19 protein-coding genes, 1 pseudogene and 2 riboswitches are annotated in these 23,320 nt (G+C 69.3%); of the genes and pseudogenes, 11 read left to right on the forward strand and 9 right to left on the reverse strand.

Going from position 1 to position 23,320, the window contains the following annotated elements; genetic code table 11:
* The first annotated feature begins 45 nt into the window (after positions 1–45).
* Complete coding sequence (locus E1202_RS00760; protein WP_132680312.1) at positions 46–1,371, forward strand: AMP-binding protein; 1,326 nt, start codon at positions 46–48, stop codon at positions 1,369–1,371.
* A gap of 68 nt (positions 1,372–1,439) precedes the next feature.
* Here E1202_RS00760 and E1202_RS32000 read toward each other — a convergent pair whose 3' ends face one another.
* Both E1202_RS32000 and E1202_RS32005 read right to left on the reverse strand, forming a co-directional pair.
* A complete protein-coding gene (locus E1202_RS32000; RefSeq protein ID WP_235877497.1) occupies positions 1,440–2,168 on the reverse strand; it encodes an MFS transporter in 729 nt (242 codons plus the stop codon).
* A 130-nt stretch (positions 2,169–2,298) separates the two neighbouring features.
* Positions 2,299–2,949, reverse strand: a pseudogene (locus E1202_RS32005) (MFS transporter); the annotation flags it as partial.
* Between the two features lie 23 nt (positions 2,950–2,972).
* Here E1202_RS32005 and E1202_RS00770 point away from each other — a divergent pair.
* Together E1202_RS00770 and E1202_RS00775 are read left to right on the forward strand one after the other, a co-directional pair.
* On the forward strand, positions 2,973–3,365 hold the full coding sequence (locus E1202_RS00770; RefSeq protein WP_132680313.1) for a YidH family protein: 393 nt from the start codon (positions 2,973–2,975) through the stop codon (positions 3,363–3,365).
* A gap of 1 nt (position 3,366) precedes the next feature.
* Complete coding sequence (locus tag E1202_RS00775; RefSeq protein WP_132680314.1) at positions 3,367–3,693, forward strand: DUF202 domain-containing protein; 327 nt, start codon at positions 3,367–3,369, stop codon at positions 3,691–3,693.
* Here E1202_RS00775 and E1202_RS00780 read toward each other — a convergent pair.
* The 4 genes from E1202_RS00780 to gcvH form a co-directional block, all read right to left on the reverse strand.
* Positions 3,690–4,106: an organic hydroperoxide resistance protein gene (locus E1202_RS00780; protein WP_132680315.1), complete on the reverse strand. Its 417-nt coding sequence runs from the start codon at positions 4,104–4,106 to the stop codon at positions 3,690–3,692. The two genes, E1202_RS00775 and E1202_RS00780, sit on opposite strands and share 4 nt — an antisense overlap.
* Positions 4,103–4,576: a MarR family winged helix-turn-helix transcriptional regulator gene (locus tag E1202_RS00785; protein ID WP_132680316.1), complete on the reverse strand. Its 474-nt coding sequence runs from the start codon at positions 4,574–4,576 to the stop codon at positions 4,103–4,105. Before E1202_RS00785 ends, E1202_RS00780 begins: the two co-directional genes overlap by 4 nt.
* Before the next feature lie 155 nt (positions 4,577–4,731).
* Positions 4,732–6,087 carry an L-serine ammonia-lyase gene (locus E1202_RS00790; protein WP_132680317.1) on the reverse strand — a complete coding sequence of 452 codons (1,356 nt, stop codon included), beginning with the start codon at positions 6,085–6,087 and terminating at the stop codon, positions 4,732–4,734.
* 31 nt (positions 6,088–6,118) lie between these two features.
* Positions 6,119–6,490, reverse strand: coding sequence for a glycine cleavage system protein GcvH (gene gcvH, locus E1202_RS00795; protein WP_132680318.1), 372 nt, complete (start codon positions 6,488–6,490; stop codon positions 6,119–6,121).
* Positions 6,491–6,542: 52 nt separating this feature from the next.
* A riboswitch (glycine riboswitch) is annotated at positions 6,543–6,635 on the reverse strand.
* A riboswitch (glycine riboswitch) is annotated at positions 6,636–6,731 on the reverse strand.
* Positions 6,732–6,841: 110 nt separating this feature from the next.
* On the opposite strand from gcvH, the gene E1202_RS00800 reads away from it, so the two are divergent.
* The 8 genes from E1202_RS00800 to E1202_RS31190 all read left to right on the forward strand — a co-directional run bounded on the left by E1202_RS00800 (position 6,842) and on the right by E1202_RS31190 (position 21,180).
* Positions 6,842–8,395, forward strand: coding sequence for a PucR family transcriptional regulator (locus E1202_RS00800; RefSeq protein ID WP_132680319.1), 1,554 nt, complete (start codon positions 6,842–6,844; stop codon positions 8,393–8,395).
* A 176-nt stretch (positions 8,396–8,571) separates the two neighbouring features.
* Positions 8,572–9,687 (forward strand): alanine dehydrogenase, encoded by a 1,116-nt coding sequence (gene ald / locus E1202_RS00805; RefSeq protein WP_132680320.1) that lies wholly within the window; start codon positions 8,572–8,574, stop codon positions 9,685–9,687.
* 512 nt (positions 9,688–10,199) lie between these two features.
* A complete protein-coding gene (locus E1202_RS00810; RefSeq protein ID WP_132680394.1) occupies positions 10,200–10,712 on the forward strand; it encodes a hypothetical protein in 513 nt (170 codons plus the stop codon).
* A gap of 134 nt (positions 10,713–10,846) precedes the next feature.
* Positions 10,847–11,827, forward strand: a complete 981-nt coding sequence (locus E1202_RS00815; protein ID WP_132680321.1) for an ABC transporter ATP-binding protein — start codon at positions 10,847–10,849, stop codon at positions 11,825–11,827.
* Positions 11,827–12,681 carry an ABC-2 transporter permease gene (locus tag E1202_RS00820; protein ID WP_132680322.1) on the forward strand — a complete coding sequence of 285 codons (855 nt, stop codon included), beginning with the start codon at positions 11,827–11,829 and terminating at the stop codon, positions 12,679–12,681. The genes E1202_RS00815 and E1202_RS00820 overlap by 1 nt, the downstream gene beginning before the upstream one ends.
* Positions 12,682–12,817: 136 nt before the next feature.
* Positions 12,818–16,585, forward strand: coding sequence for an ABC transporter ATP-binding protein (locus E1202_RS00825; RefSeq protein WP_235877499.1), 3,768 nt, complete (start codon positions 12,818–12,820; stop codon positions 16,583–16,585).
* 588 nt (positions 16,586–17,173) lie between these two features.
* On the forward strand, positions 17,174–20,803 hold the full coding sequence (locus E1202_RS00830; RefSeq protein ID WP_235877522.1) for a multifunctional oxoglutarate decarboxylase/oxoglutarate dehydrogenase thiamine pyrophosphate-binding subunit/dihydrolipoyllysine-residue succinyltransferase subunit: 3,630 nt from the start codon (positions 17,174–17,176) through the stop codon (positions 20,801–20,803).
* Between the two features lie 200 nt (positions 20,804–21,003).
* Positions 21,004–21,180: a DUF6104 family protein gene (locus E1202_RS31190; protein ID WP_093413728.1), complete on the forward strand. Its 177-nt coding sequence runs from the start codon at positions 21,004–21,006 to the stop codon at positions 21,178–21,180.
* Positions 21,181–21,225: 45 nt separating this feature from the next.
* Here E1202_RS31190 and E1202_RS00835 read toward each other — a convergent pair whose 3' ends face one another.
* The 3 genes from E1202_RS00835 to E1202_RS00845 form a co-directional block, all read right to left on the reverse strand.
* Positions 21,226–22,191 (reverse strand): zinc-binding dehydrogenase, encoded by a 966-nt coding sequence (locus E1202_RS00835; protein ID WP_132680324.1) that lies wholly within the window; start codon positions 22,189–22,191, stop codon positions 21,226–21,228.
* A 78-nt stretch (positions 22,192–22,269) separates the two neighbouring features.
* Positions 22,270–22,953: a cation transporter gene (locus E1202_RS00840; RefSeq protein ID WP_132680325.1), complete on the reverse strand. Its 684-nt coding sequence runs from the start codon at positions 22,951–22,953 to the stop codon at positions 22,270–22,272.
* The gene (locus E1202_RS00845; protein WP_132680326.1) at positions 22,946–23,302 is read right to left on the reverse strand and encodes an ArsR/SmtB family transcription factor; all 357 of its coding nucleotides are present in this window, start codon (positions 23,300–23,302) and stop codon (positions 22,946–22,948) included. The genes E1202_RS00840 and E1202_RS00845 overlap by 8 nt, the downstream gene beginning before the upstream one ends.
* Positions 23,303–23,320: the final 18 nt, after the last annotated feature.

Below are 23,320 nucleotides of genomic sequence, written 5' to 3' on the forward strand. Positions count from 1 at the left end.
GCGTCAATCGCAACCGCTGTTCGGGGCGAGGGGAGATCGGCTGCGATGAGCACCTGGGCCGAGGCAGCACTGGAAACGACGATCCCACGACTGTTCTCCCGCAACACCGCGCAGTTCCCGGACCGGCCCGCGCTGACCGACGACGACCGGACCCTCACCTGGAAGCAGGCGGGCGAGGAGGTCGAGCTGCTGGCCGCCGCGCTCACCGAACTCGGTTTGCAGCGGGGTCAGACGATCCTGCTGATGATGTCCAACCGGGCCGAGCACTGGCTCGCAGACGTCGCCGCAACACATGTGGGCGCGGTTCCCAGCACCTTGCACCCGGCGCTGAGCCAAGACCAGGTGCACGCGATCGCCGCCCACAGCCGCGCCCGAGTGGTGGTGCTGGAGAGCGACGACCAGCTGCGGCGATGGGCGAAAGCGCTGCGCAACGACAGCACGGTAGAACACGTCGTGGTGCTCGACGACGCCGTGATGATCAGCGCGGACCACCGCTTCCACACCTGGTCCGACCTGCGAAGACACGGCGCGCAACGGTTGCGTGACGACCCCGGCCTGCTGCAGCGGGAAAGCGCACCGGTCACTCCCGCGACACCGGCGGCCATCATCTACCCGAGCGAGGACAGCGACCGGCTCAAGGGCGTGGTGCTGACCCACAGCAACATCTGCTTCGCCGCGGCCGCGCTGCACCAGCTCACCCGCCCCGAACCCCACACCGCGCGCCTGAGCTACCTGCCGCTGAGCCACATCACCGAACGCGTCGTGGGCGTCTACGCGGCGATCCACGACGCCGCGCACGTGCACTTCTGCGGTGATCGCGACGAGGTGCTCAAGGAGCTGCCGAGGGCTCGTCCCGCGCTGTTCTTCGCTTCGCCGCAGGTGTGGTCGCAGCTCGCCGGTCTGCTGCGCGGCGTTCCGCCGGAGCAGCGCCGGACGCCCCGGGACCGCGAGCGGGTGCGGACCCGCGTCGGGCTGGACCGGACGGTGTGGCCGTCGATCGGCTCCGGTCCTCTCGACCCCGAGGTGCTGGAGCTGTTCAACGGCGTCGGGCTGGACGTCTGCGAGCTGTGGGGCCTGATCGAGACGACCGGTTGCGCCACCACGAATCGTCCCGACGCTCGGCGCACCGGCACGGTCGGCCGCGCGATGCCCGGCATGGAGGTGCGCATCGCACCGGACGGTGAGGTGCTGGTGCGCGGGCCGCTGGTGTGCGCGGGCTACCTGGAGGCCGACGGGATGATCCGTCCCGTCACCGACGCGGAAGGCTGGCTGTCCACGGGCGACGTCGGCGAGCTCGACGCCGACGGGTACCTCACGATCACCGGGCACAAGCCGGAGCTGTTCGGCGGCGACATGCCCTTGGCCTTGTGACCCCGAGAGCATGGGAACCTTCCTGCCATCGGTGAACCCGGCCGTCGCGGGATACCCCCGGCCCGCGGTCACTTCTCGTCGCGGCGGGACCAGCGGGTCGGTTCACCGGTGAGGGCCAGGCAGACGATGGTGATCGCCGCGCCGAAGACCAGGTAGGCCGAGATGGGCCAGGACTGCCCGCCGGAACCGGTCAGCAGCGCGGTGGCCACCACCGGCGACAAGCCGCCACCGAGGACCGATCCGCTCTGGTAGCCCAGCGACACGCCGGTGTAGCGAACCCTGGTGGGGAACAGTTCCGCGCAGAAGGCCGCCATCGGCCCGAACACCGCGGCCGCGCCGCCGTATCCCACGATCATCGCGAGCACGATCAGCGCCGGGCTGCCGGTGTCGATGAGCCAGAACAGCGGGAAGGCGAACGCCGCGAGGAACGTTCCCCCGCCGAGCATCACCTGGGTGCGGCCGAGCCGGTCCGACAGGTGCGAGAACAGCAGGATTCCGGCGATCTGGGCGGCTGAACCGGCGAAGCTGCCCAGCAGCATCACGTCCCTGGTGACTCCGACCTTCTCGGTGCCGTAGGTCAGCAGGAACGTCGTCATGATGAAGATGAACGCGTTGAAGCCGAGGTTCACGCCGGCGGCGAGCAGGATCTGCCGCCAGGCTGTGGCGAAAGCCTCGGCGACGGGCAGTCGTGCGCGCTCGCCGCGCTGCCGGATGGCGGCGAACTCGGGGCTTTCGGCCAGGCGCAGCCGGACGTAGAGGCCGACCCCGACCAGCACCAGGCTCAGCAGGAACGGCACCCTCCACCCCCACTCCAAGAACTGCTCGCCGGAGATCGCGGTGGCGGCGGCGAAAGCGCCGGTGGCGAGGAAACATGCCGGTCGGGGAGCCGATGAAGGTCCATCCGCCGTACCACCCGTGCCGGTGGGCGGGTGCGTGTTCGACGGCCATCAGCACGGCTCCGCCCTGCTCGCCGCCGAGGAAGAACCCCTGGACGAGTCGCAGCGTCACCAACAGCGCCGGAGCCCACACGCCGACCTGCTGGTAGGTGGGCAGCAAGCCGATCGCGGCCGTGCACACGCCGGTGACGCTGAGCGTGATGACCAGCATGAGCTTGCGGCCGACGAGGTCGCCGAAGTGACCGATCACCGCCGCGCCGAGCGGGCGGGCCAGGAATCCCGCGCCGAAGGTCGCGAACGCCAGCAGCGCCCCCACCCACGGATCACCGGAGGGGAAGAACAGCTTGTTGAACACCAGACCGGCCGCGGTGCCGTAGATCAGGAAGTCGTAGAGCTCGATGGTGTTGCCGACAGCGCTGGCGAAGGCCGCCTTGCGCACGGTGGACTTGTCCGGGTGCGCGACTCCGACGGCCATCCGACCTCCAGTTTCGCTCGCGGGCGTCGACCGCCCGAGTGGTCGAGGGAACCTCAATGCATTCGGGCGGGACGCGCGGCGCTGAGGTCCACGCCAACGATCTCCGGTCGTCGGGGAAACGTCCAGTCCCTTTCCCACGCACTGGGTCAGCCGGGACGCGATGTGCGCCCCACCGTTCGCACGGGGAACTGGCCCTTGTTCCGCCATTCGGACGAGATAACGTGAGGGTCATGGCGACCGATGGCGAAGGTGAGAGCGCGCGCTGGCCGCGGCGGCTCTACGAGGAGGGCGATGAGCCCGATCCCCGGTTCACGCTCGCCAACGAGCGGACGTTCCTGGCCTGGATCCGCACCGCGTTGGCGCTGATGGCCGGTGGGGTCGGTGTTGAGGCCCTCAACGCCGTGTCCGCTGAGCCCAGCGACATCCGCACGGTGCTGGCGGTCGCGTTGCTGCTGGCCGGTGTTCTGTGCAGCGGTACGGCTTTCACCAGGTGGGTGGCCACCGAACGGGCTCTGCGCCGGGGCGAGCCGTTGCCGGCCCCGCGCCTGGCTCCTGTGCTGGGCTACGGGTTGGGCGTGATCGGTGTGGCGGCCTGCGTGCTGCTGTTCGTGACCGGGTTCTGAGGTGAGCGAGCACCAGCCCTGGGATTCGGGGTTGCAGATCGAGCGCACGACCCTGGCCTGGTTGCGCACGGCGTTGGCGTTCACCGTGAGCCTGCTGGTGCTGCTGAAGTTGATCTCGCACCACAGCGCGATGGCCGCGGTCGTCTGCGCTCTGGCGACGTTGCCGACCAGCGGGGTCGTGGCGTGGCTGGTGTGGCGGCGCCATCAGCGCAGCGATCGACGTCTTCGCGCGAAAGCACCGCTGCCGGGCGGGGCTTTGCCCGCCGCGACAGCGGTGCTGGCGATGCTCGCCGGGGCGACCGGCGCGGTGTACGTGCTGTTCGCTTAGGCGACGCGGACTTCGAGGCCGATGTTGCCGCGCACCGCGTTGGAGTACGGGCACACCGCGTCCGCGGCTTCGGCGAGCTGCTGAGCCTGTTCCTCGGGCACACCGGGCAGTTCGACGTGCAGGGAGACGTTGAGGCCGAAGCCTCCGTCTCCGTTCGGGCCGATTCCGACCTCGGCGGTGACCGACGAGCCGTCGATGTCGACCTTCTGCTTGCGGGCGACCAGCTGGAGGGCGCTGTGGAAGCAGGCGGAGTAACCGGCCGCGAACAGCTGCTCGGGGTTGGTGGCGCCACCGGGGCCGCCCATCTCCTTGGGGATGGCCAGTTCGAGGTCGACCAAGCCGTCCGAGGTGCGGGTGCGTCCGCTGCGACCTTCGCCGGTCGCGGTGGCCTCCGCCGTGTAGAGAACTGTCATCGCTTCGTCTCCCGATTCTCGGTGACCCGGCGTGCCGCGTCGTTCAACGTGGTCGTCAGGTTTTCCAATGTGGAGCGCAGCTGCTCGACCTCGCCGAGGTCCATCCCGGTGGCGGAGACCATCCGCTGCGGGATGTCGCGCGCCTGCTGCCGCAACGCACGCCCCTCGCCGGTGACCTCGACGCGCACGGACCGCTCGTCGGTCTCGCTGCGCGTGCGGACGAGCAGCCCACGGGTCTGGAGTCGCTTCAGCAGCGGCGACAACGTTCCCGAATCGAGCCGGAGCAGGCCGCCCAGTTCCTTGACCGTCAGCGACTCGCGCTCCCACAGCACCAGCATCACGAGGTACTGCGGGTAGGTCAGGCCGACCTCGTCGAGGAACGGCCGGTAGAGGTTGGTGAAAGCCCGCGACGCGCTGTGCAGCGCGAAGCAGAGCAGCCGGTCCAGCGTCGATCCCGATTCCGTCGTCACGAGACGAACAGTAGCGCGCAATTCAGTTGTGCACAACTGAATTGTGCATGCCTATCCCCGCGGTTGATCGCATGAGATTTGATTCCGCAGGTCAGCGCAGCGAAACGGCCCGAGGTGATGACAGGAAGGTTCCCATCCTCACTTCGGGCCGCTGCTCAGCACTCGATGACGTTGACGGCCAATCCGCCCCGTGCGGTCTCCTTGTACTTGTCCTTCATGTCGCGCCCGGTCTCCCGCATCGTCTTCATGACCTTGTCGAGGGACACGAAGTGCGTGCCGTCGCCGCGCAGCGCCATCCGGGCAGCGGTGATCGCCTTGACCGAGGCGACCGCGTTGCGCTCGATGCACGGGATCTGCACCAGACCGCCTATCGGATCGCAGGTGAGCCCCAGGTTGTGCTCCATCGCGATCTCCGCGGCGTTCTCCACCTGGCTCGGCGTGCCGCCGAGCACTTCGGCCAAACCGGCTGCGGCCATCGAGCACGCCGACCCGACTTCACCCTGGCAGCCGACCTCCGCGCCGGAGATGGACGCGTTCTCCTTGAACAGCACGCCGATCGCCCCGGCCGTGAGCAGGAAGCGCACCACGCCGTCCTCATCGGCACCCCGCACGAACCGCGCATAGTAGTGCAGCACCGCGGGCACGATGCCCGCCGCACCGTTGGTCGGCGCCGTCACCACGCGCCCGCCCGCGGCGTTCTCCTCGTTGACCGCCAGCGCGAACAGGGTGACCCACTCCAGCGGATCGTCCTGATCGGTCAGCTTCGCGGCCAACTCGGCCGCCCGCCGGCGCACCTTCAAGCCGCCGGGCAACTCACCGGCGTTGCGGCAACCGTTGTCGACGCACTCCCGCATCACCCGCCAGATGTCCAGCAGCCCCGCCCGCACCGCGGGTTCCTCCCGCCACGACAACTCGTTGGCGAGCATCACCCCGCTGATCGGCAGACCCGACTCGGTGCTGCGGATCAGCAGGTCGGCACCCGTGCTGAAGGGCATGGGAACCGCTGTGTCATCCGCCTTGATCCGGTCGGCGCCGACCGCGTCCTCATCCACGACGAAGCCGCCGCCCACCGAGTAGTAGACCGCGGACTCCAGCTCACCCCCGTCGTTGCCGATGGCGGTGAAGCGCATGCCGTTGGGATGTTCCGGCAGCGATTTGCGCCGGTGCAGCACCAGGTCTCGCGCACTGGTGAAGGACAGCACGTGATCACCGCCGAGCCGCAGCAACCCGCTCTTGTCGATCTCGTCGACGCGCTGCGCGCCGGCCACCGGATCCACCGACTCGGGGCGATGCCCTTCCAACCCGAGAAGGACCGCGTTCGGGCTGCCGTGACCGCGACCGGTCGCGCCAAGGGAACCGAACAACTCCGCTTTGACCCTGTTGACCCTGGAGATGGTCCCGTTCGCCCGCAACTTCGCGGTGAACCGCTGCGCTGCGCGCATCGGCCCCACCGTGTGCGAACTGGACGGGCCGATCCCCACCGAGAACAGGTCGAAGACACTGATCGTCATTGATCGTCTCGCCTCGTTCCGGGCTCCGCGTTTACTCGTTGATCAATTCCGAGTACTGCTGGGCCGTGAGGGTCGCACCCGTCTCGGTCACGCGCACCTCGATCAGCCAGCCCTCGCCGTAGGGGTCGGCGTTGACCACGGCCGGGTCGTCCACAACGGACTCGTTGATGGCCACGACCTCGCCGGTGACCGGCGCGAACAGGTCGCTGACGGACTTGGTGGACTCCAGCTCGCCACACGCCTGGCCGGACTCGATCTGGTCGCCGACCTCGGGGAGCTGCACGAAGACGATGTCACCCAGGGCGCCGGCGGCGTGCTCGGTGATGCCGATGCGCGCGACCTCGCCGCGGTCCTCGATCCACTCGTGCTCTTCGGTGTAGGCCAGGTTCGCGGGAAGCGACATGAGGGAGGCTCCATAGCTGTTCGAAGGGACGCTGGTCCCCGGTTTCGGCTGGGCCTCCCCCTCTGTTGCGGAACCTGAGAGCTTCGCCGCGCGAGCGGCTTGCACCGTGGGTGGCCCGTCGGTGACGGACGCTTTCCAGAGTTGCCTCGCCCGAGCGGTCATGGGTGCCTGAGAGTTTGCTGGGGAGTGTTGCTCCTTCGGCGCCCTGCACTGCTGGCAGGGTCTCTCCCGCACGGGGTCGATGGCCGGTATGCGATTGTCGGCTTGCTCAGCAACGATAAACGGGCCAGCGAGACTGTCAATGGACATGTGATCTCCGCCGGCACGTCCTTGGTCGAGGAGGACCCTTCGATGCTCGACATCCGGGCGCTGGTCGAGCGGGTGGGCCCGGCCCTGCTGCGCACCGTGTTCAGCCCGGAACCCAACACCGTCGCCGGCGACGTGGTGATCGCCGAACCCGATCAGCCCACGAGGGCGACCGGCGGCGACCTGGTGCTGGGGGTGGGGATCGGCGATGTCGAGCAGGCGGTGCGGCTGGTGCGCGACTGCGGTGAGCAGGGCGCGGCCGCGGTGCTGCTCAAGCCACCGGTGTCCGCTGAGGCCGCTGTCGTGGAAGCCGTGCGCGGCGCCGACGTGGCGCTGGTGGAGGTGCGTCCGGGCACCGCGTGGGCGCAGCTGGTGTGGCTGATCCGCGCGGCCCTGGCGGGCGGGATCAGGCAGGCGGAGGAGAGCGGCATCGGTGTCGCGGACCTGTTCCGGCTCGCCGACGCGGTCGCCGACGTCGTGGACGCGCCGGTGACCCTCGAAGACGCCCATTCGCAGGTGCTGGCGTACTCAGCCCGGCAGGACCTGACCGATCCGGCGCGGGTCTCCACGATCATGGGTCGCAAGCAACCGGACGACGTGCTCGCGAAGTTCCGCGCCCGCGGCACGTTCCGGCAGCTCACCAAGGGCAGTTCGGCGATCTTCGTGCCCGCCCAGCAGGACGGGACGCTGCCGCGCCTGGTGATGCCGATCAGGATGGGCGGCGAACTGCTCGGCTCGATGTGGGCGGTGGTGCCCGGCCCCGTCTCGGAGGAGCGCGCGACCGCCTTCGCCGACACGGCACCGCTGGTGGCGCTGCAGCTGTTGCGCTGGCGCGCGGTCGCCGACGTGCAGCGTCGGAGGACGGCCGAGCAGGTGCGGCTGCTGCTCGACGGCGGCGACGGGTGGCGCGCGGCGGCCAGTGAACTGGCGGTGCCCAACGAGGAGCACCGCGTCATCGCGATCGAGATGCCCGCCTCCGACGAACCGGCCGAGGGACAGCGGCTGGCGATGTGGGAGTGGATCACGCGGGGCATCGGACGACGGCCGCTGGTCACCGAGATCGGCACGGTGCTCTACGCGCTGGTGCCCGACCGGGCGCGCGGGGGCGGCTGGCCGGAGTTGCGGCAGGCGCTGCTGTCGCACGACCTGTCCCCTCGCCCGCTCGTCGCGGTGGGAACGTCCGTGGCGGTCACCGACATCCCGGGCTCCCGAGCCCAGGCCGACGAGCTGATCGGGATGCTGCGCACGGGATTGGTGCGGCAGCCCGTCGCGGTCTACGAAGACCTGTGGCACCTGCTGGTCCTCAGCCGGATGGCCGGCGCCGCCACCGACGCCGGTGTTGCCGCGCTGGGTCCCTTGGCGGTGCTGCGCGAGCACGATCGCGGGCAGGGCACCGATTACCAGGCGACCCTGCACGCCTGGCTGCGGCACCCGGGAGACCCACGTCAGGCGAGCCGCGAGCTCCGGGTGCACCCCAACACCTTCCGGTACCGGATGAAGCGTATCGGCCAGCTGGTGGAGGTCGATCTCGACGACCCGGACGTCCGGTCCGCGCTGCTGGTGCAGTTGCTGGCGGAGCGCTGGGCGCAGCACGGCTGAGCCGGGCGCCGCGGCGAGCGCGGGCATGGGAACCGATCTGCCACTTCTGCCCTGCCCGCGAGCACGCACGTTGTGCTGGTGGCACAAACACCCCTGCCCAATCTCATGCCGTGGAAATGATGCGCTGTGCGTCACGTCGTCCGATCGTTGTTTCCACACGACGAAAGGACCCCACGGTGAAGATCGCAGTGCCTCGCGAGATCAAGAACAACGAGTACCGGGTCGCGATCACCCCAGCCGGTGTGCACGAGTTGACCGCCCGTGGTCACGACGTTTTCGTCGAGGCGGAAGCCGGTGCCGGCTCCTCCATCCCCGATGAGGACTACCTCGCCTCCGGCGCGAAGGTGCTGGCCACGGCCGACGACGTGTGGGCGGAAGGCGACCTCGTGCTCAAGGTCAAGGAGCCGATCGCCGAGGAGTACCCGCGGTTGCGCCGGGACCAGGTGCTGTTCACCTACCTGCACCTGGCCGCCTCCGCTGAGCTGACCGACGCGATGCTGACCTCGGGCATCACCGGCATCGCCTACGAGACCGTGCAGACCGGGGACGGCGGGTTGCCACTGCTGGCGCCGATGAGCGAGGTCGCCGGGCGGTTGGCGCCGCTGGTGGGTGCGCATTCGCTGATGGCGCCCAGCGGCGGTCGTGGTGTGCTGCCCGGCGGAGTTCCCGGGGTTCACCCGGCGCGGGTCGTGGTGATCGGCGGCGGGGTCGCCGGCCTCAACGCGGCTCGGGTGGCCTTGGGCATGGGTGCCGAGGTGGAGCTGCTGGACACCAACGTCGACAAGCTGCGCGAGATCGACCGCGACTTCCACGGCCAGATCCGCACGGTCGCGTCCAACCGCTACACCGTCGAGCAGTCGGTTCGCGCTGCCGACCTGGTGATCGGCGCGGTGCTGATCGCCGGCGCGAAGGCTCCCAAGCTGGTGTCCAACCACCTGGTCTCGGAGATGAAGGCCGGCAGCGTGCTGGTCGACATCGCCATCGACCAGGGCGGGTGCTTCGCCGACTCCCGGCCGACCACGCACGACGACCCGACCTACCGGGTGCACGACTCGGTCTTCTACTGCGTGGCCAACATGCCGGGCGCGGTGCCCACCACGTCCACGCACGCGCTGACCAACGTGACGCTCCCCTACGTGCTGCGCATCGCCGACGCCGGTTGGCAGCAGGCGTGCCGCGCGGATGCCGCGCTGGCCGGCGGCCTCAACACCCACGCGGGCGACCTGGTCAACAAGGCCGTCGCCGAGGCGCACGACCGCACCTCGGTGGCGCTGAGCAGCGTCCTGGGCTGAGGTCTCTCGGCGCCTGAGTGAGCGGGCGGGCTGCGCGGAAGGTTCCCTTCCTCGCGGTCCGCCCGCTGTGCTGTGACAGGAAGGTTCCCTGCGCACATCAACAGCGACGGCCCCGGTCGGAAACTTGCACCGAGTTCCAATTCGAATTGGTTGGCCGGTAACCGAAGTGGCGAATGCAGCGCAATTCGCCCTTCCAGGAATCGGATTCACCGCGAAAAGGCAAAATAGGGGCGGCCCGCTCAACCAGCCTGGGGGTCACCGGGAGCAGGCCGCCACTCTCAGTGTAGGGGAAGATCGCCGGTTTGCCGACGACGTGAGCGAGCACTTCGCCGCCAATTGCCAGCCGAATCGATAACCACTCGATGGGGTGAGTCTCGTCGGGTGCCCGTGCAGGCGTGAACCCGCGATGCCGATGTCACCCATCGGAGTAACGGCGGGTGACGGATGATCCGTCGTTCTCCGGCGGAAACTTCGATGCAGGAAAACGCGCTGACGGGTGGGAGAAAAACGTGATGGACACGGCACTGCGCAAGGCGGTTCTCGATCGGCTCGACGCCCTGGACCGAGTGATGGGCGAAGACGCCCCCGAAGTGCTGCTACCGATTGCCCGAACCGAGCTGTATCGCTTTACCGAAGCCCTTCGAACCCTGTTAGACGATCACGAGCCGGACTCCGACGGGCGCTGCCCGTCCTGCCGGGGAACGCTGCGCCGCAGACCCTGGCCCTGCAAGGTGTGGCAGGCCGCGCACCACCAGCTGATCACCGAGCGCTCCGGATCATCGGAACGCCGCGCCAGGCTTCGCCGCCAAACCGGGTCCCACCTCCCCCGGAATCCCGAACCCGCGGTCGCGGTGATCCCCGAGCCGATCGTGTCCGCCACCGGCCCCGGGCCCTCCGACTGGGACACCGACGAGTTCATCCGCCCCGACCTCACGACCGCGCCCACGACCCCACCGCCGCTGGCCGAACGGTTGGAGACCGACCACAGCAGGATCTACCGCGCAGCGGTGGTCGAACGCGCCTGACCTGCTGACTCCCCCGCATCCGGCACCCGCGACCCGCAGCGGCCACGACACCACACCTTCACGGCCCCACCTGTCCGGCAGGATGGAGCCATCAGGGGTGACACACTGACGGGTGACCGGACGTGGGAGGGCGTGTGCACGACGGCAGCGGTCGCATCCACGTGCAAGGGCTGAACAAGAGATTCGGGCCCGTGCACGCGGTGCAAGACCTCAGCTTCACAGTGCAGCCCGGGGCCGTCACCGGCTTCCTGGGCCCGAACGGGGCCGGCAAGACCACCGCACTGCGCATGATCCTCGGCCTGGTCACGCCCACCTCGGGCACCGCGACCATCAACGGACTGCCGTTCAACCGGCTGCCGAACCCCGGTGGTGTCGTCGGCGCCGTGCTCGACGCGCACGGATTCCACCCGAGCCGCACCGCCCGGCACCACCTCCGCTGCTACTCGGCCGCCATGAACATCCCCGACGGCCAGGTCGACAGGGCGCTGGAGCTGGTCGGGCTCGCCGCCGCCGGAGACCGCAAGACCGGCGGGTTCTCGCTGGGCATGCGGCAACGCCTGGCACTGGCCACCGCGCTGCTCGGCGACCCGCAGATCCTGATCCTCGACGAACCCGCCAACGGGCTCGATCCCGAGGGCATCGCGTGGCTGCGGGGCTTCCTGCAGGCCTTCGCCGCCGGGGGCCGGACCGTGCTGATGTCCAGCCACTTCCTGCGCGAGATCGAGCACACCGTGGACCGGCTGGTGATCATCAGCCAGGGCCGGTGCGTCTACGACGGGCACATCGACGAGCTCCGCGCCGCGCAGCAGTCCCGAGCCTTGGTGCAGGCCGACTCCCCCGACGTGCTGGTCGCCGAGGTCCAGGCAGCCGGTTACGGGGTCGAATACCTCCCGGACGGGCGGCTGGCCGTCTTCGGTGCCGATTCCCGCGTGGTCGCCGACCTGGCGTTGCAGGCCGGGGTCGCGCTCTACGGGATGCAGGACGAGCGGGTCGATCTGGAGCAGTTGTTCTTCCACCTCACCCAGGGTCAGTACGCGGGACTCCCGCACTACGCCCCGCCCGCATCGCAGACGTGGGCTGGGCCGGGACAACCGGGCAATGGCGGGAGCGTGTGATGATCGGGCTGATCAAGGCCGAGTACCGGAAGATCGTCACCACCAGCCTGTGGTGGGCGCTGCTGATCCCCGTGGTGGTGCTGGGGTTCGCCGCCGGGTGGTTGGGCACCGCGTTCGGCGGGATCATCGACATGGTCGAGGAGTTCAGCGCGTCGCTTCCGCTGGGCCTGCTGTCGGTGGCGCTGTCGACGAACTTCGGCACGATCTTCGCGCTGCTGTTCGGCGCGATGACCTTCGCCAGCGAGTTCCGCGCCAAGACGATCACCACGACGTACCTCACCGCCAACCCGCGCAGCTCCGTGCTGTGGGCCAAGTTGATCCCCTGCGCAGGCGTCGGGGTGCTCTACGGGCTCGCGAACGTGCTGTTCGCCAGCCTCGGTGCCCTGCTCGGCGCGGGCCACGACATGAGCAACTTCGGCGGGTTCAGCAGCTGGCTCAGCGTCGGCGGAGCGGGCGTGCTGTCGATGCTGCTGTGGACGCTGCTCGGGGTCGGTTTCGGCGCTCTGATCGCCAACGCCGTGCTGGTGGTCATCGTGCCGCTGGTCTACAAGTTCGTGGTCGAGTTCATCCTGTCGTTCAGCCTGCTCGACACCCCCATGTCCGGGATCGAGCCGTACCTGCCGGGCTCGGCGGGCAACGGCATCGTGTCCAACCTCGCGGTGCCGCTGTTCGTCTCCGCGGTCGCGGGCCCGAACGAGCCGAACACTCCGCGCACCGCGTTCGAACTCCTGCACCTGTTCTTCGGCGGCAGCTACGGGCACCCGTGGTGGGCCAGCCTGCTGACGTTCCTCGGCTACACCGCGGTGTTCGTGGCCGGCGGCTGGTTCGTGGGCGCGCGGCGCGACGTGGCGTGAGGATGGGAACCTTTCTGCCAGCCGGGCGCCGCGTCGACCGAAATGGCAGGAAGGTTCCCTTCCTCACCCGTTGGCGCCGGTCACACCGCAGGATCGGTGGTGCTGCACCGTCGGTGCCGAGGCCTAACCTGGCGGGGTGAGCGACTCCGAGAATCCCGGCCGTTCCTCCGGCAGCTGGATCCGTCGCCTCTTCGCCGCTTGTCGGCGCCACCCGGTCGCACTGGTGTTGGCGATGGGCGCCTCCGTGACCGCGGTGGGGTTGGAGGCGCTGGTCCCGCTGCTGACCAAGCTCGCGGTCGACGACGCCGTGGCGCGCAGCACCGAGCGGTTGTGGTGGATCGTGATCGTGCTGCTGGTGCTGGGCGTGTTCCGGTTCGCCGCCGCCTTCGTCCGCCGCTACAGCGCGGGCCGGCTGGCGCTGGACGTGCAGCACGACCTGCGGAGAGCGGTGTTCGCCGCCATGCAGCGCCTCGACGGCGGCAAGCAGGACGCGCTGCGCACCGGGCAGGTGGTGTCGCGTTCCATCAGCGACCTGCAGCTCGTGCATTCGCTGCTGTCGATGCTGCCGCTGGCGGCCGGAACAGCGGTGCTGGCGGTCTTCGCGATCGCGGCGATGCTGTGGCTGTCGCCGCTGCTGACCGTGGTGGCGCTCGTCGTGGCACCGCTGATCGCCGTGGTCACCGCGCGCAGCAAGAAGAAGCTGTTCCCCGCCACCTGGTCGGCTCAGCAGCGCGCGGCCGACATCGCCCAGCACGTCGAGGAGACCGTCACCGGCGTGCGCGTGGTGAAGGGCTTCGGCCAGGAAGAGCGCGAGATCGGCCGGCTGGAATCGCGGGCTCGCCGGCTGTTCGCCGAGCGGCTGCGCGCGGCCCGGATGACATCCCTTCCCGCGGCGAGCCTGGCGACGCTGCCCGCCGCCGGTCAGGTGGGCGTGCTGGGTCTGGGCGGTTGGCTGGTGTTCCAGGGCCAGGTGAGCTTGGGAACCTTCGTCGCATTCGCCGGCTACGTGGCGATGCTGTCCGGTCCGGCCCGGATGCTCTCCAGCGTCATGATCCAGGCCCAGCTGGCACGAGCCGGGGTGGAGCGCATCCACGAGCTCACCGATTCGCAGCCCGAGGTCGGGGAGAGGCCCGACGCCCGCTCGCTGCCCGAAGGGCCGCTGGAGGTCCGGCTGGACGAGGTCGGTTTCGGCTACACCCGGGACCAGCCGGTGCTCCAGGAGGCGACCTTGCGCGTCAGCCCTGGCGAGACGGTCGCGCTGGTGGGGCCGGCGGGCTCGGGCAAATCGACGGTGTCGCTGCTGCTCCCCCGGTTCTACGACGTCCACTCGGGGCGTATCGCGATCGGCTCCACCGACACCGAAGAGACCTTCGACCTCCGCGATCTGCGGCTGGATTCGCTGCGCAGCGCGGTCGGGGTCGTCTTCGAGGAAGCGTTCCTGTTCTCCGACACCATTCGCGGCAACATCGCCTACGGGCGTTCCGATGCGAGCGAGGACGACGTGATCGCCGCCGCCAAGGGTGCGGAGGCGCACGAGTTCATCACCGGCCTGCCCGACGGCTACGACACGGCGGTCGGCGAACGCGGGCTGACGCTGTCGGGTGGCCAGCGTCAGCGCGTGGCGCTGGCGAGGGCGCTGCTGTCCAACCCCAGGGTGCTGGTGCTCGACGATGCGACGTCGGCCGTCGATCCGGCGACGGAAACCGCCATTCACGACACGCTGCGTTCGGTCACCGCGCAGCGCACCACGCTGCTCATCGCGCACCGGCGTTCGACGCTGGCGCTGGCCGACCGGATCGCCGTGCTCGACGAAGGGCGCGTCGTGGACGTCGGCACCGAGGCTGAGCTGCGCGAGCGGTGCGAGCTGTTCCGCTCGCTGCTGGCGGGGCCGGGGGAAACGATCGACGACCCGCACGACGAGCACGTCGAGGTCTCCCCCGACGGCGTCACCCCGGAGCTGTGGCCGCAGGAGCAGCCGGCCGAGTGGTCGGCCGGAGGCCCCGTGGTGGCCTCCGCGGGCCGTCACGGCATGAGCACCACGTCGGCTCCGCCCACGCCGGAGCTGGTGGAGGGGATCCGCGGTCTGCCGCCGACCCGCGACCTGCCTCGAGTGCGGGGGACCGATCCCACCGCGCCGGACCCGGAGTTCCGGTTGGCGCGGCTGCTCCGGCCGATCCGGTGGGGGCTGCTGTTGACGATCGCCCTGGTCGCCGGAGACGCGCTGACCTCGGTGCTGCTGCCGTCGCTGGTGCGGCACGGCATCGACAGCGGTGTCGGGACGGCGAACCTCAACACGTTGTGGCTGGCCACGGGGGTGGCGGGGCTGTTGGTCGCCGGCGGGTGGCTGGTGATCAAGCTGCAGACGGTGATCACCGCTCGCACCGGCGAAACCCTGCTGTACGTGCTGCGGCTGCGCAGCTTCGCGCACCTGCAGCGGCTCGGGCTGGACTTCTACGAGAGGGAGCTGGCCGGGCGGATCATGACCCGCATGACCACCGATGTCGACGCGCTGTCGACGTTCCTGCAGACGGGCCTGGCCACGTTCGTGGTCAGCGTGCTGACGCTGGTGGGCATCGCCGGAGCCCTGATGATCACCGACCCGTCGCTGGCGCTGGTGGCGATGGCGGTGCTGCCGGTCCTGGTGGTCGCCACGATCATCTTCCGCAGGGTCTCCTCCACCGCCTACGCCGAGGCGCGGGAACGGGTCAGCACCGTCAACGCCGATCTGCAGGAGAACGTCTCCGGCATGCGGGTGGCCCAGGCGCACCGCCGCGAGGGGCACGCGGCGAAGGTGTTCGCGCAGCGCAGCGACGCCTACCGGCGTTCGCGACTGCGCGCGCAGCGCTACATCGCCACCTACTTCCCGTTCGTGGCGCTGCTGTCGGAGATCGCGCAGGCGGCCGTGCTGGGGGTCGGTGCTGCGCGGGTCGCTTCGGGTGAGCTGACGGCCGGGGTGCTGGTCGCTTTCCTGCTGTACCTGGGCCTGTTCTTCTCACCGGTGCAGCAGCTGTCCGGCGTCTTCGACGGATACCAGCAGGCCCGGGTGGGTTTGCAGCGCATCGGCGACCTGCTGCGCACGCCGACGTCGGTGCCCGCCGCCGCCGAACCGGTGGAGGTGCCCGAGCGGTTCCGCGGCGAGGTGGAGTTGCGGTCGGTGTCGTTCCGCTACCCCGGCACCGAGCAGTACGCGCTGCGGGAGGTGAACCTGCGGGTGCGGCCTGGCGAGACGGTGGCGCTGGTGGGTGCCACGGGTGCGGGCAAGTCGACCTTGATCAAGCTGATCGCGCGGTTCTACGACGTCTCCGAGGGCGCGGTGCTGGTCGACGGGACGGACGTGCGCGACTACGACCTGGCGGCGTTCCACCAGCGGCTGGCGGTGGTGCCGCAGGAAGGTCACCTGTTCACCGGCGACGTCGCCGACAACATCACCTACGCCCGTCCCGACGCCGGGCCGGCCGAGGTGGAGGCGGCCGCCCGCGCGGTGGGAGCCCTTCCGGGGATCTCGATGCTGCCGCACGGTTTCCGCCAGGAGGTCGGTGAGCGCGGCCGAGGGCTGTCGGCGGGTCAACGCCAGCTGGTCGCGCTGGCTCGGGCTCAGCTCGTCGACCCCGACGTGCTGCTGCTGGACGAGGCCACGGCCGCGTTGGACCCGGCGACCGAGTCGATGGTGGTGGCCGCCAGCGATCGGCTCGCCGCGCAGCGCACCACGTTCGTCGTCGCGCACCGGCTGGGCACGGCGGCCCGCGCGGACCGGATCGTGGTGGTCGACGGCGGGCACATCGTCGAGCAGGGCGCGCACGAGGAGCTGCTGGCCCGTCGCGGGTACTACGCCCGGCTGTGGCGGGCGGCCGACGTCCACGGCGGCACGGTGGACGACGCCGCGGAGACGAGCAACATCGCGTGAGAGGAAGGGACCCTTCCTCTCATCTCCTCCACCCGGCGGGAACGTTGCGCTCATGACAGCTCGAGGTCGCCGACGGGTGTGAGGAAGGGAACTTTTCTGTCACGATCGCCACGCCCCGTGTCGCCCCGTGCACGCAACGAAGCCGGTTGGGCGCTCGTCGGCGTGGCCGACCAGGCAAAACGGGCGCTGAGGTCGACCGCGCGGGGTCGATCCCGCGATGCGAGCCGATCCTGCTACCAGTTGGGAACACAGCGTGTCGGTGAAACGCCATAATGGACGTGTACGACAACCCGTATGGAGTAGCGCCAAGCGGCGCTGATCAGCGAACGAACCACACCAGGAGCGGTTGATGTTCGGTCGGATGGCCCGAACGGGGACACATCCCCGCTGGCCTGAGGACCCTGATCGATTCTGTGATGAGAGTCGATCAGCCGAACGGCCGTCCTGTGTGTCAACCTCGCGAATCGGGCGGCTAGCCTGGTACCCGAGTGTGTCTGTAAATCACGAGCATATGGATCGAGGCGAACGCCAGCCGTGTCCAGCAGCCCCGCGTCACAGTTCGGCCCCAATGAGTGGTTGATCGAGGAGATGTACGAGAAGTTCCTCCAAGATCCCACTTCCGTAGACTCGGCGTGGCACGAATTCTTCGCCGACTACAAGTCGGGTCAGGCTACAAACGAGAACACCGCCACCGCTGCTGCGGCCGGCACTGCGGCGCCGCCGACACCGACGGCCACGGCTACGCGCGCCGGTGAGACCAACGGTCAGGCGCCCGCGCAGGCGGCCGCCGCACCCGCGGCCAAGCCCGCCGCCGCTCCGAAGCCCTCTCCGCAGCAGGCCGCCAAGGCCGCCCCGGTCAAGCAGCCCCAGGCAGAGGGCGATGTGAAGACCCTGCGCGGTGCTGCGGCCGCGATCGCCAAGAACATGGACCAGTCGCTGACGGTTCCCACCGCGACGAGCGTGCGCGCGGTGCCCGCCAAGCTCCTGTTCGACAACCGCATCGTCATCAACAACCACCTCAAGCGGAACAAGGGCGGGAAGGTCTCCTTCACGCACCTGATCGGCTACGCGCTGATCCGGGCGGTCAAGGACTTCCCGAACATGAACCGCCACTACGGCGAGGACGCCAAGGGCAAGCCCGCAGCGGTCACGCCGGAGCACATCAACCTGGGCCTGGCGATCGACATGCCGGGCAAGGACGGTTCGCGCAACCTCGTGGTCGCCTCCATCAAGGGCTGCGAGGACATGACGTTCTACCAGTTCTGGCAGGCCTACGAGGACATCATCCGCAAGGCGCGCAGCAACGCGCTGACCGCGGACGACTTCTCCGGCACCACGATCTCGCTGACCAACCCGGGCCCGTCGGGCACCAACCACTCGGTGCCGCGGCTGACCAAGGGCCAGAGCGCGATCATCGGCGTCGGCGCGATGGACTACCCCGCCGAGTTCCAGGGCGCCAGCGAGAAGACGCTGGTCGACATGGGCATCAGCAAGATCGTGACGCTGACGTCCACCTACGACCACCGCGTCATCCAGGGCGCCGAGTCCGGCGACTTCCTGCGCCGCGTGCACCAGCTGCTGCTGGGCGAGGACGGGTTCTTCGACGACATCTTCGCGTCGCTGCGCATCCCGTACGAGCCGGTGCGCTGGACGCAGGACATTCCCGAGGGCGCGGTCGACAAGACCGCCCGGGTGCTCGAGCTGATCGACGCCTACCGCACCCGCGGTCACCTGATGGCCGACATCGACCCGCTGAACTACCGGCAGCGCCGGCACGAGGACCTCGACGTCCTGTCGCACAGCCTCACGCTGTGGGACCTGGACCGCGAGTTCGCCGTGGGCGGTTTCGCCGGTCGCGAGAAGATGAAGCTGCGCGACGTGCTGGGCGTGCTGCGCGACTCCTACTGCCGCACGGTCGGCGTAGAGTACATGCACATCCTGGAGCCGGACGAGCGCGAATGGCTGCAGCAGCGGGTCGAGAAGCCGCACACCAAGCCGGACTCGACCGAGCAGAAGTACATCCTGTCGAAGCTCAACGCGGCCGAGGCGTTCGAGACGTTCCTGCAGACCAAGTACGTCGGGCAGAAGCGGTTCTCGCTGGAAGGCGCCGAGACCGTGGTTCCGCTGCTGGACGCGGTCCTGGACAACTCCGCTGCCAACGAGCTCGACGAGGTCGTCATCGGCATGCCGCACCGCGGCCGCCTGAACGTGCTGGCCAACATCGTCGGCAAGCCGATCTCGCAGATCTTCCGCGAGTTCGAGGGCAACCTCGACCCGGGTCAGGCCCACGGTTCCGGTGACGTGAAGTACCACCTGGGTGCCGAGGGCAAGTACTTCCGGATGTTCGGTGATGGCGAGACCAAGGTGTCGCTGACCTCGAACCCCTCCCACCTGGAGGCCGTGGACCCGGTGCTGGAGGGCATCGTCCGCGCCAAGCAGGACATCCTGGACAAGGGTCAGGAGGGCTTCACGGTGCTGCCGGTGCTGCTGCACGGTGACGCCGCGTTCGCCGGTCAGGGCGTGGTCGCCGAGACGCTGAACCTGTCGCTGCTGCGCGGTTACCGCACCGGCGGCACCGTGCACGTGATCGTCAACAACCAGGTCGGTTACACGACGGCTCCGGAGCACTCGCGTTCCAGCAAGTACTGCACCGACGTCGCGAAGATGATCGGCGCGCCGGTGTTCCACGTCAACGGCGATGACCCCGAGGCGTGCGTGTGGGTCGCGCGGCTGGCCGTGGAGTACCGCCAGGCGTTCGGCAAGGACGTCGTGATCGACATGGTCTGCTACCGCCGTCGTGGTCACAACGAGGGCGACGACCCGTCGATGACGCAGCCGAAGATGTACGACGCGATCGACAAGATGCGCAGCGTCCGCAAGGTCTACACCGAGTCGCTGATCGGCCGCGGTGACATCACCGTGGAAGAGGCGGAGAAGGCGCTCAAGGACTACGCGGCGCAGCTCGAGCACGTGTTCAACGAGGTCCGCGAGCTGGAGAAGCACCCGCCGGCACCGAGCCCGTCGGTCGAGGCCGAGCAGCAGGTGCCGCGTGGCCTGTCCACCGCGATCTCGCAGGAGACGCTGGAGCGCATCTCCGAGGCGCAGATCAACCTGCCGGACGGCTTCTCCCCGCACCCGCGCGTGAAGCCGGTCCTGGAGCGTCGCGCCAAGATGGGCCGCGAGGGTGGCATCGACTGGGCCTTCGGCGAGCTGCTCGCGTTCGGTTCGCTGGTGATGGAAGGCCGCCAGGTCCGCCTGACCGGTCAGGACAGCCGCCGCGGCACGTTCGGTCAGCGCCACTCGGTGCTCATCGACCGCAAGAACGACTCGGAGTACACGCCGCTGCAGAACCTCTCGGGTGAGCAGGGCAAGTTCCTGGTCTACGACTCGGCGCTGTCGGAGTTCGCGGCTCTGGGCTTCGAGTACGGCTACTCGGTGGGCAACCCCGAGTCGCTGGTGCTGTGGGAAGCGCAGTTCGGTGACTTCTTCAACGGCGCGCAGTCGATCATCGACGAGTTCATCTCGTCCGGTGAGGCCAAGTGGGGCCAGCGCTCCGACGTGGTGATGCTGCTGCCGCACGGCCAGGAAGGCCAGGGCCCGGACCACAGCTCGGGTCGCATCGAGCGGTGGCTGCAGCTGTGCGCTGAGGGTTCGATGACGGTCGCGATGCCGTCGAACCCGGCGAACTACTTCCACCTGCTGCGGCGCCACGCCTTGGACGGCATCCACCGTCCGCTGGTGGTGTTCACGCCGAAGTCGATGCTGCGCCTGAAGGCCGCCACGAGCCCGGTCGAGGACTTCACCGAGGGCAAGTTCACCTCGGTGATCGACGACCCGACTCAGCCGGACCCGTCGCAGGTCACCAAGCTGGTGCTGTGCACCGGCAAGCTCTACTACGAGCTGGCGGCCCACCGCGACAAGAACGGCATCACCGACACGGCGGTGGCGCGGCTGGAGCAGCTGTACCCGCTGCCGCACCGCAAGCTGGGTGCTCTGTTCGAGCGGTACCCGAACCTGGAGTCGGTCCGCTGGACGCAGGAGGAGCCGGCCAACCAGGGTGCGTGGCCGTTCCTGGGCTTGGCGCTGAACGAGCAGTTCCCGGAGCTGGCCGGCAAGCTCAAGCGGGTCTCGCGTCGTCCGATGGCCGCTCCGGCCACCGGTCTGGCCAAGGTCCACGAGGTCGAGCAGGCCGAGGTCGTGCAGACGGCGTTCGCCTGATCTTCTCGCTGAGGCGGGCCGCCGGTTCCTTCGGGAGCCGGCGGCCCGCTTTTTCGTGCTCGGGTGCCGTCGGCGGAGTGTGCACGGGAACCTTCCGCTCACTTCGACCGGGGCGCATCGCTTGTGGTGAAGGGCCGTTTCGTACCCTGCTGTTCCCAACCACACCGCGTCGAAGATCGACGGAGCACTAGGAGGAAGCGGTGTACTTCACCGACCGCGGCATTGAAGAACTCGAAGAGCGTCGCGGTGACGACGAGGTCACCTTGGCGTGGGTCGCTGACCGGATGCGGGCCTTCGTGGACCTCAACCCGGATTTCGAGGACGCCACTGAGCGTTTGGCGACCTTCCTCGCGCGCGACGACGCCGACGACGAGTGAGGTGGCCCCGGCCGCGCACCCCCGGACGCGCGGCCGGGCCCACGTTCACGCCCGCAGCACTGCGCGCCCGACGATCTCGCGCTGCTCGATGGCGGTGTGCGCGTCAGCGGCGCGCTCGAGGGGGAAGGTTCGTCCGATGGCCGGGGTGATGTGTCCGGCGGCGGCCTGCTCCAGCGCCTTGATGAGCACGTCCTTCCGCTGGTGGCGCGAGAGCTGCTGGATCTCGAGGAGCCCGGTGATGGTCACGTCGCGCCGCCGCGCTTCGTCGGCGTCGATCTCGGCGAAGTCCTCGTCGGAGGCGCCGTAGGTGATGACGCGCGCGCCGTTGTCCGCGGACTGGAACGCCGCTCGCCCGTATGCGCCGCCGGCGCCGTCGAAGATGACGTCGACGCCGCCTGTCAGTTCGCGGACCTTCTCGACCCACCCCGGTGCGCTGTAGTCGACCGGCTCGGCGCCCAGTGCGCGCACCAGACCGAGCTTCCGCTCGCCTCGCGCGGCGCCGATGACCTGCGCGCCTGCGGCTTTGGCCAGCTGGACGATGATGGACGCGGCTCCACCCGCTGCGGCGGTGACGAGCACCCGCTCTCCCGGGCGCACGGCGGCGTGGTCGATCAGCTGCACGGCGATGGTGGCGTCGTGCAGGAGCACCACGGCCGCCTGCTCGTCCAGTCCGTCGGGGATCAGCGCGAGTTCGGTTTCCTCGACGGGGACCAGTTCGGCGTAGGTTCCGCTGTTCTCGGTGCTGGCGACGACCTTCTTGCCCAGCCACGCCGGGTCGAAGTCCGCGCCCAGCGCGACCACTTCCCCGGCGATGCCGTCGCCGGGGATGTAGGGCGGGTTCATCTCGAAGTACTCCTGCCCCCAGCCTTGGCGGAGCCGCGTGTCGAGGAACAGCACGTCCACGGCCTTCATCCGCACCAGGACCTGGCCCGGTCGTGGCACGGGATCGGCCTTCTCGATCACCGACAGGACTTCCGGTCCCCCGAATGTCGTCACCTGCACCGCACGCATCCTGATCACTCCGTTCTCGATCGACTCCTGCTCACCCTCCGACTTCGAGTTAACTGGAGGTCAAGAGCCGCGGGAGGATCAGCAGCAGTGCTCACCGCGCCAGGCTTGCCGGCCTTCGTTGACCGCGACGGCCGCGATCACCAGACCCACCAGCGGATCGGCCCACCACCAGCCGAGGAGGCTGTTGAGGACGAGCCCGAGGAGCAGCACTCCGGACAGGTAGGTGCACAGCAGGGTCTGCTTCGAGTCGGCGACGGCGCTCGCCGATCCGAGTTCGCGCCCTGCTCGCCGTTGCGCGGAGGACAGCAGCGGCATGATCAGCAGTGAGAGGGAGGCGACCACGATGCCGGCGGTGGAGTGTTCGGCGATCTCCGCACCGAGCAGGCTGCGCACGGACTCGACCGCCACGTAGCCGGCCAGCGCGAAGAACGACATGGCGATCACCTTCAGCGCGGTTCGCTCGCGCGCCTCCGGGTCGGAACCGGCGAACTGCCAGGCGACCGCGGCCGCGGAGGCGACCTCGATGACCGAATCCAGCCCGAACCCGATCAGCGCGGTGGAGGACGCGACGGCGCCGGCGCTGATGGCCACGACCGCTTCGATCGCGTTGTAGGAGATCGTCGCGCCGACCAGCCACCGCACCCGCCGCTGCAGCACGCGACGTCGTGCGTCCGCGATGACGGTCTCCGTTCGCTCGCAGCACCGGTCGCCGCACTGGGCCTCGTCGACGCGCGCTGGCTGCTGCTGCTCGTCGTCAGACATGCCGGGCCTCGTCGTGAAGGGTCTCCGTGCCGTAGTTCGGGCAGAGGGCGACCGCGTTCCCCGTCGCGGCGAGCAGGGTTTCGGCGGCGGTCAGCAGCTCGATCAGTTCGGGCCGGGCGAGGGAGTAGAACACCTGTCGCCCTTGTGGACGGCCGTCGACCAGGCCGCAGTCCCGCAGGCAGGCCACGTGCGCCGACACGGTCGACTGCGCCAGCCCGAGGTGCCCCACGAGGTCGGCGACCCGCGCCTCGCCTTCGGCAAGACGTCGCACGATGGCCAACCGCGTGCCGTCGGACAGTCCGTGGAACAGCGCGGCGGCGGCGTCCAACTCCACATAATTGATCGCCATTCGACGATGTTATCACCA

The sequence above is a fragment of the Saccharopolyspora karakumensis genome, assembly GCF_004349225.1.
Taxonomy (GTDB): domain Bacteria; phylum Actinomycetota; class Actinomycetes; order Mycobacteriales; family Pseudonocardiaceae; genus Saccharopolyspora; species Saccharopolyspora endophytica.